Annotated in this window: 13 protein-coding genes; all 13 read right to left on the bottom strand. The window is 53.4% G+C overall.

The window, feature by feature from the left end:
* Positions 1–754, bottom strand: a 754-nt coding sequence (ligD, locus tag ACOJWD_RS06140; protein ID WP_486992341.1) for a non-homologous end-joining DNA ligase LigD, incomplete at its 3' end; no start/stop codon positions are given.
* A gap of 1 nt (position 755) precedes the next feature.
* Positions 756–1,550, bottom strand: coding sequence for an ATP-dependent DNA ligase (locus tag ACOJWD_RS06145; protein ID WP_486992342.1), 795 nt, complete (start codon positions 1,548–1,550; stop codon positions 756–758).
* Positions 1,551–2,324 carry a non-homologous end joining protein Ku gene (ku, locus tag ACOJWD_RS06150; protein WP_486992343.1) on the bottom strand — a complete coding sequence of 258 codons (774 nt, stop codon included), beginning with the start codon at positions 2,322–2,324 and terminating at the stop codon, positions 1,551–1,553.
* Positions 2,325–2,330: 6 nt separating this feature from the next.
* On the bottom strand, positions 2,331–2,792 hold the full coding sequence (ytfJ, locus tag ACOJWD_RS06155) for a GerW family sporulation protein (RefSeq protein ID WP_486992344.1): 462 nt from the start codon (positions 2,790–2,792) through the stop codon (positions 2,331–2,333).
* Positions 2,761–3,375: a hypothetical protein gene (locus ACOJWD_RS06160; RefSeq protein WP_486992345.1), complete on the bottom strand. Its 615-nt coding sequence runs from the start codon at positions 3,373–3,375 to the stop codon at positions 2,761–2,763. Before ACOJWD_RS06160 ends, ytfJ begins: the two co-directional genes overlap by 32 nt.
* A gap of 51 nt (positions 3,376–3,426) precedes the next feature.
* Positions 3,427–3,954, bottom strand: a complete 528-nt coding sequence (gene scpB / locus ACOJWD_RS06165) for an SMC-Scp complex subunit ScpB (protein WP_486992346.1) — start codon at positions 3,952–3,954, stop codon at positions 3,427–3,429.
* Between the two features lie 15 nt (positions 3,955–3,969).
* The gene (locus ACOJWD_RS06170; protein WP_486992347.1) at positions 3,970–4,662 is read right to left on the bottom strand and encodes a hypothetical protein; all 693 of its coding nucleotides are present in this window, start codon (positions 4,660–4,662) and stop codon (positions 3,970–3,972) included.
* The gene (gene lysA / locus ACOJWD_RS06175; RefSeq protein ID WP_486992348.1) at positions 4,662–5,984 is read right to left on the bottom strand and encodes a diaminopimelate decarboxylase; all 1,323 of its coding nucleotides are present in this window, start codon (positions 5,982–5,984) and stop codon (positions 4,662–4,664) included. The genes ACOJWD_RS06170 and lysA overlap by 1 nt, the downstream gene beginning before the upstream one ends.
* Before the next feature lie 850 nt (positions 5,985–6,834).
* The gene (locus tag ACOJWD_RS06180; RefSeq protein ID WP_486992349.1) at positions 6,835–7,401 is read right to left on the bottom strand and encodes a stage V sporulation protein AE; all 567 of its coding nucleotides are present in this window, start codon (positions 7,399–7,401) and stop codon (positions 6,835–6,837) included.
* Between the two features lie 10 nt (positions 7,402–7,411).
* A complete protein-coding gene (spoVAE, locus tag ACOJWD_RS06185; protein ID WP_486992350.1) occupies positions 7,412–7,762 on the bottom strand; it encodes a stage V sporulation protein AE in 351 nt (116 codons plus the stop codon).
* On the bottom strand, positions 7,759–8,772 hold the full coding sequence (locus ACOJWD_RS06190) for a stage V sporulation protein AD (protein WP_486992353.1): 1,014 nt from the start codon (positions 8,770–8,772) through the stop codon (positions 7,759–7,761). Before ACOJWD_RS06190 ends, spoVAE begins: the two co-directional genes overlap by 4 nt.
* Before the next feature lie 12 nt (positions 8,773–8,784).
* On the bottom strand, positions 8,785–9,225 hold the full coding sequence (gene spoVAC / locus ACOJWD_RS06195) for a stage V sporulation protein AC (RefSeq protein ID WP_486992351.1): 441 nt from the start codon (positions 9,223–9,225) through the stop codon (positions 8,785–8,787).
* Between the two features lie 106 nt (positions 9,226–9,331).
* A partial coding sequence (locus ACOJWD_RS06200) for a SigB/SigF/SigG family RNA polymerase sigma factor (protein WP_486992352.1) occupies positions 9,332–10,042 on the bottom strand: 711 nt, incomplete at its 5' end.

Here is a 10,042-nt window from a genome sequence, read left to right on the forward strand (position 1 = left end):
CCTCATTGATGTTCCAGTGCTCCGGAGGCCGCGCTAGCTCTGACCAGTCAATGGGCATGGACACATTGGCTCGGGGTGTCGCTCGTAGACTATAGGCCATCACCGTCGTGCGATGATGACCATTTTGTAAATAGTCTAGATATACGCGCCCTCCTCGGTCTTTCTTAAGTCGTTCCACGGTGGCTAAGTGTGGCGCAGTTCGCGTAACAATATCCGCCCACCATTTCACAATCCGCGTCACACGAGTATGCTCCATGGGCACGATGGGGATATAGAAGTGCAGTCCTCGCTGTCCGGAGGTTTTTAACAAGAAGGAAATATGCTGCACATCCAAAAGATTTTTAAAGATGGTAGCTACCGCGATTACTGACTGCCAATTGGCCGGTGGATGCGGATCTAAGTCCATGACCGCAAAGTCGTGGATTTCCGGGGACTGATATAGCCCTAGTGGAGCATGCCACTCAATTACCCCATGGGCTACCCAAGTTAAAATATCGTCGACGGAATGCAGCACGATCGGTCCACCACCAAGCGGATGTTTTTGGTAGAATATGTTCCCATTCAGTCCGTGGGGGCAGCGCTTAACGGTTACTGCGCGTCCACGAGCCTCTTGAACTAAGTACGCAGCAACCTCGGCGTAATAGTTAAGAATGTCAGCTCGCGTCAATCCGACTTCAGGAAAGAGAATGCGCTCTGGGTGTGATACCCTCGGCCACTCTTGATGAGCGGTGATCATAGGTGCCCTATTGTCCACATCAGTCCCTCCACTCTCGGACCTTAGGATGACGTAACCGATTGGTCCTGGTTCGAGAGCGATAGCTCATCTCCGCGGGAAATGGTAAGTTCGGCGTTTTCCGAGGCGTCCATCCCCTTGGCGCCTTGACCGTCGCAACCGCCATGGATGATGCGGCACCATTCGTGTCTGGTTGACCAATCGACCAATACCACTCTCCTGACGCGGTCTGGTGTGTATCTATGACCCAGAACCATTCCTTTTGCTCTACCAGACATTTTCTCCAGAGCTTGGTCCGTCGTCCGGGATAGTAGAGACTCCCCAGATGTTTGGCCATGACTCCTTCCATCTGAGCATCACGAGCGGCACGGAAGTACTCTATTCCTACACCGCGAATCCCTTGAGATACCGCGATCGGTCCTGTAGATGGCAGCGCCTCTTGCAACATCTGAAGCCTTGTCGAAAAGGGTTCATGAAGGCACCATTGGTTTCTCAAACAAAGGCAATCAAACACCAATAGAGTCAAATTTTTTGCCCCGGGTTGTCGTAAAGCATCAAAGCAAGGCATCCCATCTCTCCAAGCGACCAATTCCCCATCGAAGATACTCTGCGGCGGAATCCACCTCTGCACCGCTTGGAGTTCAGGGTATGCCGTCAAGAGGTTGGTTCCTGTGCGGGAGTATAGACGGAGAGCATCACTTTTGCTGATACAAACGCGATAACCGTCCCATTTCACTTCAAACCACCAGGCGGCGTCGGAAAAAGGTTCTTCCGCGGTGGCTGCCAACATCGGAGGAACAAAGTCTCCGGGCATCATTTAACTCACCCCTTGGCCATGACGCGATTGCTGTTCTACGGAACGCCGTAGTTGTTCCATCAAATCCATAGCGGCTGCGCTCGGTGCTCTCTCTTGCGGTGCCACGGATTCACCGAGTTCTTCGATTTGAGCAAGACGATCTAATCGGGGCTGATTGGGATAATTTTCAGGCACAAAGGTTTCCTTCATCTCTCCAATCAGCGTCACCGCGAGTGCCAATTCCTTCTGAGTGAACTGCGGCTTCTGGGGCCCCAAACTCATCCCTTCCTCACGGAGGCTGTCTGGATAGTGCATTCGGTGCATCATCAGGGTGTGTTCATTAAACGCGCGTACAATGGCCAGTGAGGGGCGAGAACGCAGTCGCATTTCAGCCAAGGCCACCCGACCCATGTCGCGCATGGCGGCTACCAGAATGGCGTAAGCCCGACTCCCGCCGCTACTGGGCTTCACCCAATAGGCTTGGTCATAGAACACCGGGTCTACCTCATCCAGTAGTGGGAAGTTGAGAATGTTAATCACATGATCAGATTCCCCTGCTTTATTTTCGGGTGGCAGAATAACCAAACGTCCATCCGGAAGCGAGGCCGCTTTGTTGATGGAGGTGGCGTCCACCACCCGCTCGCACGCTGGACAATATTTTTGATACTGAATCCGGTGAAGGCATTCTTCGTGCACCCAATGGCTGGTGACCGCCTCAGAATCCATAGCTTTAAACACCTGAATGGGAATAGACACCAGTCCAAACCCCATAATGCCTTTGAAGAGACTATGCATTGGGACCTAAGACACCGTGGTAGGATCGATGATGGTACTGTGGTGTCTTGCGGCAGTCGTATTGTCTCGCGGCTTCACCATTGACTGCACTTGATCGATAAGTTGCGGGATGTTGTTCGCGAGAGACTCCCATACGTCACCTTTATCGACCGAGAGCAGGCGTACATTGTCTCCATGCATCACTAAAAACCCTACCGGATGCACAGTGACGCCGGCACCGCTACCTCCCCCAAACGGGTGCCCTGCCGCATCGGTCGGTCGGGTCCAATATTCTCCCCCGCCGGCCGCAAATCCAAACGAGACTCGGGACACCGGAATAATTGTTCCTCCATCGCGCGTCTCTACGGGCTCTCCAACGACGGTATTGACATCAATCATGCCCTTGATGGACTCCATGGCGGTTTTCATTAACGCTTCGATAGGATGCCCCGCAGTGTTATGCGTGCTGGTGCTGGATGGATTCTCCATAGCTTGTTGCTCCCCCTTTATCACGGCCCATAAGGCCGTATGCGATCGCCAGGATAATATCCGAAGGAAGGAGTTCAATTATACTGGTAAAATTGCAGTAGAGTTCGGATCGGTCCCACACTGGCTGGACCACAAAATGCGGTTCATCTGTGGTCCGGGGCACAATCCGTACTGACATCCACCAGGCGATCACTTCAATCAGATGACCGGTCCACAGAGCCGTCCTTGCCGCATCACCAAAGCCCACACGAAGTTGAAGGTCAAATCGGACAATCCGGGACCGCTCCCATAGTTGATGATTGATACGCCCTAACCGGGTCAATATCCATAGCGCGTGTCCCAACATCTCTGGCTCGAATTTCGGAGATTGTGAGTCAGGGCGTGGGTCGGAGGCAGAGGAGCTATCAACATTTTTTAAGGGAAGTCCCCAGGTACGACGGCCAGAGAGTCCGATGAAGTGTAGACCAAACTGAAGCCGAGGTTGCCGATTTTCGAGCGACAAATCCATGGTCATTTGTATCGGACGACGCAGAAGAAACCCAATTGCGATAGCTATCGTGAGACATATAAGAAATGCCACCATTCACGAGAACCTCCCGGTTGTTTCAGGTAGGATTTCTCAGGAAAGATAGCATTATTCCCTCGGTGATGGGTCAGCGGTAAGCGGGGGCAATTGATCGAGCGAGTGCAGCCCGAACTGCTCCATGAACTGATGGGTGGTACCGTAGAGGATGGGACGACCCGGACTTTCCTTGCGCCCGACCTCTTCGATCAATTCGCGGTTGATAAGTGTCTCAATGGCACGGTCTGAGCCCGTTTGGCGGATGGCCTCAATTTCCAGCCTGGTAATCGGTTGCTGATAGGCCACAATCGAAAGTACCTCCCAACTGGCATGACTGAGTGGTTCTGGATCGACAATCTCAAGCGCCTGCGCCAGTATTCGCGCCAATTCCGGGCGGGTGACAAGACGCACACCACCGTCCACCCACTGTATTGTCAATCCGGAGTGCGTCTCCTCCAAGGTGTGCGACAACGCGTTTACCCTGTCATGCACTGTCTCGGCATCCCAGGTAAGCCAGTGTTCAATTTGATTTAACCGAACCGGCTCCGTTTGAAGAAAGAGCAAGGCTTCCAGTATCGCTAACTTGTCGTCCGAAAACATCACTTCGATTCCTTTCTAGGGGGTCGGTGGCATCGAATGCTTGAGCCAAATGTCGCCAAATAGTTCCTCTTGAGCGGCCTCGATGCGCCCTTGGTGCCATAAGTGCACGGCAGCAAGAAAATTCCCCACCCACTCTGCTCGGGGTTTTCCATCCAATGCCATTTGCAAACAGACTTCTGGAGTGGTGTCCAATTGCTGTAAAAGCGCCATCATGCGCTCTTGTAACGGCTCAGCCCGACGCTCAACGATCCGTGGCGGTGGCTCCTTCTTCTCTTTAAGACGAGGATAAGACCAGACTAATTTCCAGAGGCTCGGATCTTTGACGGGGGCCGCTGGCCGAACCTCTTGGGAATCCCCGATTCTCGGAAACTGACCTTGAGCCAGGTCATGAAGATCCTGTAGCTGTTTAACCAGTAGTGGAAGCCAGGTCGGTCGAACCGATGTATCATAATCAAGAACCTCTTCGTCAGGTTCGTCGGGTCGTATGAGCCCTTCGACTTTCTTTCGCACAATCCATGCGGCTACCGGAACATCTTCGCTGGCCTGAAGCATATCTTCCGTTTCTCGCCAGCGTGCTGCGACCCCCTGCGCCAGATTGAATACGCTCAGTTCTCGTGCTATCCGCGGATCACGACGTACGCGATCAGCGACTTGATGTAAATCAAATATCTCTTGAACCACTTCAGCTGAATAGCTCTCCGCCGCCATTAGCTCCGCACACCTTGGGGTGCGTGAAGAGGCACATCGAGTCGTATCATATCTTCCCAGCCTTCGCGCTTCACCCAGGGATAGGCTAGGCCGTCACGCACCATGACCACGGCGGGTCTAGGCACCCGATTATAGCTGGAGGCCATCGAGTAGTTATACGCCCCGGTGCTGAATACGACCAGACGGCGGCCCAACCGAGGATCGCACAAGACCACATTATGGATCAAGATATCTCCACTTTCACAATAGCGACCCGCCACAGACACTAATTCCCTTCCGCTGTCTTCAGGGGCACTATCAATTTCTGCGGCATATTGCGCTTGGTAAAGTGCTGGGCGAATATTGTCTCCCATCCCGCCATCGACCGCGACATAGGTCTTCCCTGCAATAACCTTCTTTCGCGATTCAATAGTATAAATAGTGACCCCGGCCTCAGCCACAATCGACCGCCCTGGCTCCATCACGATACGAGGAGCCGCATTGCCCACAGGGGTATGTTCTATGACCAAGCTTTGGACGGCACTCAATATAGGTCCAATCGCTGGCGGCTCGTCCCCGATGGCGTAATGCACCCCTAAGCCGCCACCAATATCTAGGACCTTGGGCCAAAACCCGGTTTTTTGATGCCAATGGGCACTATACCGCAAGAGTGCCTCGGCATTGGCAATAAACGGTTCTGACTCCAGTATTTGCGATCCAATGTGGGCGTGGAATCCGTTTAAGCTCACAAATGGATACGCCATCGCCTTCTCTACCGCCGTATCCGCAATCGACTCGACCATGCCAAAGCCAAATTTCGAATCAAATTGCCCGGTGCGGATGAAGTCATGGGTATGAGCATCAATCCCAGGAGTCAGTCGCAACAACACTGGCGCAATCACCGATAACGACTGGGCGACGCGGTTCAGTCGCTCCAACTCATCAAGCGAGTCGACCACAAACTGCCCGACCCCAACCTTCAGTCCATATTCCAATTCCTCGCTCGTCTTCACGTTGCCATGAAACATAATCTGGGCCGCATCGAATCCGGCCTGAACGGCGGTATATAACTCCCCTCCAGACACTACATCCAGTCCCAACCCTTGTTCTTTTACCGTTTCCACCATCGCCCGGCATAAAAAGGCTTTCCCAGCATAAAAGGCCATCCCTGGAGGCGTAAGAGTGGACAACGCGTGCTGATAGGCTCGCATGCGAGCCACCATGGTTTCATAATCAAGGACATATAATGGGGTACCCCATCGATTTGCTAATGACTCAATGCACACTCCACCGATACTGATAGCTCCAGTATGGGGATGCCTCTGGTAGGTATCTGGTCGCATCGTCTAGCCCCCAAAAATCGAGGGATGCACTAAAGCATCCCGTATTACTAAGAGCCTAGCATGAGCCGAAAGAGATGGTCAACCTCTCTGAAGTATCGCTTATGCCAAGATGGAAAAAACGGCGCTCACCCCTGAGACATATCGGCTTGCACCGTCGTATGGGAGTGACCAGCAGGACGCTCTCAAGAGATATTTACCTGCTCAAATCTATGTGAACAAGTCGTTTCAAAAAATTCCCGCCGTATTTCATCGCGATATACTAATATACCGATGACGGAGGGATGGGTGTGTATGAGGAATAGGCAGAACGGTGGCGCGCCTTGGGTGATCCGACCTGTTTGCACATTCTCAGACTTCTCCGTGTACGCGACTCGAGTTATTTTACCTATCGGGTAATTGTCCGTGTCGCACCACCTTTCCAAGTTAAAGGATGCCGGGTTTGTGTGTGACCACCGTGACAAGTCTTGGAGCTTCTACGCATTACGGAAGGACATCCCCACTGTGATCACACACATATTGCTGGAGTTAGATCTCCCCCAGACCGAGAAGGACTGGCTCCGTGAACACCGGATCGGCGTGACCTGCGCGAGGATCAGGAGGTGAACGAAGACACCGGTATCCATGCCTTAGACGCCTTAGAAACAAAGTCGGTACGCGAAACCCCTCGGAGCCGCCGGAATCCCTGGCGAAGGGCTCACCAAGACCCTCACGATGTATCGATGGGCGTTACGCCAAACGTTGGCACACACCATTGCCAATGCTATAAAATCGACTAACCGTCGATCTTACATCCCTCTACAGAACGACAAATCATTGGATAAATCGGCAAAACACCTTACACTGGTGAGCATTAGGAACGTATCCCATTTTCTTTGAGTATTTCTTCAATGGCGGCACGTGTTGCCGGCACCCCTCGGCTGATGGCGTCATGCCCGTTCATTTTGCCTGGATCGCCGAGTCCGACCACCACGCCTGAATAGTTGCCCAACACATCCACAGTGTCCCCCTTCAAAACATGACCCGCCACCGTCTGGCCCTCCTTATCTACCGCATAATGGACCACCTCGCCATCGCGGTCCACAGACTCCTGTACTTCCACCCCTGTCACCGGATGCGTGTTAGCGGCCACCGCGACCACCCCTAGGAGATCGATGTTATGAGATTCTAAGAGTTCTTGAAGCGCATTCTCGCCTTTGCCGGTGCCGGCGTCACCCCGATCATCAACCATCACCACCACCGGGTCTTGAGGCGCATTTTGAATTGCTTGTAACAGTTCCTGGCCGCTCATCGGCGTGGGATTCCCGGCCGACGCTCGAAGAGGATGACACGATAGTTCTTCACAGACTTTGGACAACGCTCGATAGGCGGTATGATCGCCATCTGTCAGGACAATTACTCGTTTACGCGTGGACTCCATGACTGACCTCCTAAGATTTTGGCTTGAAAATAAGTGCCACTACCAACCCAAATAGCACCGCCGCTTTGATCCCCCCAGCGGCGGCTGTTAGCCCCCCAGTGAAGAGTCCGAGCGCCCCCTTGGCCTTCACAGCTTGCCCAATTCCCTCAACCATGGTGTAACCAAATCCGGGAAGAGGAACTGAGGCGCCCGCCCCAGCAAAGGACACCAATTTCCCATACAGTCCCACACCTCCGAAAATGGCACCCAACACGACAAAGATGACGAGCACTTGCCCAGGAGTGAATTTTCCGAGATCCATCACTAATTGTGCGATTACACACAGGATTCCTCCGATGATAAACGCCCAGACAAAGGTCATTCCGCCTCCTCCTCTCGGGATAGTGCGACGGCGTGTGCGATACAAGGAATGGTTTCACCTTGCTGAAAGGTTGTGGGGGAAAATAGCGCACCAGTGGCTACCAACAACAGGCGTTCCCACTGTCTATCCATCAAACGGGTAACCAAAGGACCTGCAAACACACTGGCCGAGCATCCTGGACCGGAGCCGCCATTGTGAGTATCCTGGGTACTCGCATCGTAGAGCGAGCGTCCACAATCATCCAACTCATCGCCAAAGTGAAGTGCTGTGGGCTCAGCATAGCGCCGTAGCATCTCTAATCCAAAGTGACCGAGGTCACCCGTATAAATCGCATCATAGCTGGCCGGTTCGCGGTCCATGTCTGCCATATGTTGTTTGATGGTGTCAAATGCAGCCGGCGCCATGGCACTCCCCATATCATTGGCATCTTGTCCTCCCAAATCTATGACCCGTCCAAAGGTCGCCGCCTCCACTTTAATCGGGGATGGCTTTCGCGACAGAATGGCGCATCCAGCCGCCGTTGCGGTCCACGCTGCCGTCGGGGTGCGTTGGTACCCAAGTTCCAGCGGAAATCGAAATTGACGTTCGGCAGTGGAGTGGTGACTCGACGCGGAGACCATCACACGCTCGGTGCCATGTCCTGATAAAAGAACGGCTCCAATCCCCATTGCCTCGCTGAAGGACGCACACGCCGAAAAGAGACCGATTAGGGGTCGTTGATGCTGGCGCGCGGCAAAATTGGTGGTAATAATTTGGTCCAACAAGTCTCCACCCACCACGAAGTCTATCTCGTGCCACTCGCGCTTGGCCTTATGCAATGCCACTCCATAGCTCTGCTGTAAAAGGGCTAACTCTGCCTTTTCAAAGGAGTTGCACGAACTGCGTTCATCTTCCCATACGACATCAAAGAGCGACCCTAGGGGGCCCTTACCCTCTTTGGGCCCTACTACTGACCCCGATGATTCCAGATAGACGTTGGAAAAAGTGTAGGTTGCCCCGCGTCGATTCATAGGTGCCACGCTTTAAGCCACCCCCGTAATGAAATACCGTAAGGAAGCCACGACAAAGGCTGCGGTCATACCATAGACCAGTACGGGTCCTGCTATCGTAAAGAGGCGTGCACCGATACCCATTAAGAGCCCTTCGGTGCGAAACTCCATTGCGGGAGCGACCATGGCATTCGCAAAACCGGTGATGGGAAGTGAGCCCCCCATTCCTCCTCGTTTGACAATACGGTCATACCATCCGACACCGGTCAAAAGCGCACCCAATCCAATCAGCACCACCGAGGTAGGGGAGGCCGCCTCCTTGGCCGTCATCCCGTGTTGCATGAAGAACCACTCAATTCCTTGACCCACGAGACAAATTAATCCGCCTACCATGAATGCCCAGAGTAGGTTACGCATTATGGGCCGTTTCGGCATCATCGATTGTGTTAACTGTTGATACTCCGAATTTTTCATTCCTAACCTCCGCCACAAATATAGAAACTCCCGAGCTGTCACGCTAGCTCAGGAGTTAGTATGATCAAAATCTAAGGCTGTCACTCATGGTGGCGCCGGCGATACGCTAAGAGGTTTCCTTGTCGTCGTCGCTTAGGGCTAGCTTAAGACGCTCCAGTGCGCGGCGTTCCAGCCGTGATACTTGCACTTGCGATACCTTCAACTGTCTCGCGACCTCCATTTGGGTACGCCCTTCAACAAAGCGCAGGCGCAAAATGTAACGCTCTCGTTCATCTAGGGTTTGAAATGCTTGATTGAGCGCAAGTTGCTCGAGCCACTCCGCTTCGGATCGAGGGCTGCTAATATTATCTCCCAACGGAGACTCCGATCCGTTGGGCGTTTCGATGGTCTGGTTCAAAGACGCCAAGGGCCGGACCGCCTCCATGGCTTCGGTAATGTCGCCGACATCAAGCGACAATTGCTGCGCAATTTCCAGAGCCGTGGGATCCCGCCCCAACTTTTGCGCCATTTGTGAGCGGGTGACTTCGACTTTAAGTCCTAACTCGCGCAGCGATCGGGCCACCCGTATCGGCTGATCGTCCCGCAAGTGGCGACGTATTTCACCCATAATTAATGGCACCGCATAGGTGGAAAACTTCAGCCCGCGCTCGACTTCAAATCGGTCAATCGCCTTCAAAAGCCCGATAGCTCCCACTTGGAATAAGTCATCGGGATCATAGCCCCGCGCAGAGAATCGATGGACGATGTGCCAAATTAAGTTCCAGTGCCGTTCCACCAGTTGATGGCGTGCGGACTCGTCTCCCGCCTGCGCATTGCG

The sequence above is a fragment of the Sulfobacillus sp. TH-112 genome (assembly GCF_057473405.1).

Bases quoted from the DNA above. Each gene is read 5' to 3' on its own strand.
- ACOJWD_RS06170 (WP_486992347.1), bottom strand. From the start codon at position 4,662: ATGGCGGCGGAGAGCTATTCAGCTGAAGTGGTTCAAGAGATATTTGAT.
- scpB (WP_486992346.1), bottom strand. From the start codon at position 3,954: ATGTTTTCGGACGACAAGTTAGCGATACTGGAAGCCTTGCTCTTTCTT.
- spoVAE (WP_486992350.1), bottom strand. From the start codon at position 7,762: ATGACCTTTGTCTGGGCGTTTATCATCGGAGGAATCCTGTGTGTAATC.
- ACOJWD_RS06145 (WP_486992342.1), bottom strand. From the start codon at position 1,550: ATGATGCCCGGAGACTTTGTTCCTCCGATGTTGGCAGCCACCGCGGAA.
- ACOJWD_RS06190 (WP_486992353.1), bottom strand. From the start codon at position 8,772: ATGAATCGACGCGGGGCAACCTACACTTTTTCCAACGTCTATCTGGAA.
- ku (WP_486992343.1), bottom strand. From the start codon at position 2,324: ATGCATAGTCTCTTCAAAGGCATTATGGGGTTTGGACTGGTGTCTATT.
- spoVAC (WP_486992351.1), bottom strand. From the start codon at position 9,225: ATGAAAAATTCGGAGTATCAACAGTTAACACAATCGATGATGCCGAAA.
- lysA (WP_486992348.1), bottom strand. From the start codon at position 5,984: ATGCGACCAGATACCTACCAGAGGCATCCCCATACTGGAGCTATCAGT.
- ytfJ (WP_486992344.1), bottom strand. From the start codon at position 2,792: ATGGAGAATCCATCCAGCACCAGCACGCATAACACTGCGGGGCATCCT.
- ACOJWD_RS06160 (WP_486992345.1), bottom strand. From the start codon at position 3,375: ATGGTGGCATTTCTTATATGTCTCACGATAGCTATCGCAATTGGGTTT.
- ACOJWD_RS06180 (WP_486992349.1), bottom strand. From the start codon at position 7,401: ATGGAGTCCACGCGTAAACGAGTAATTGTCCTGACAGATGGCGATCAT.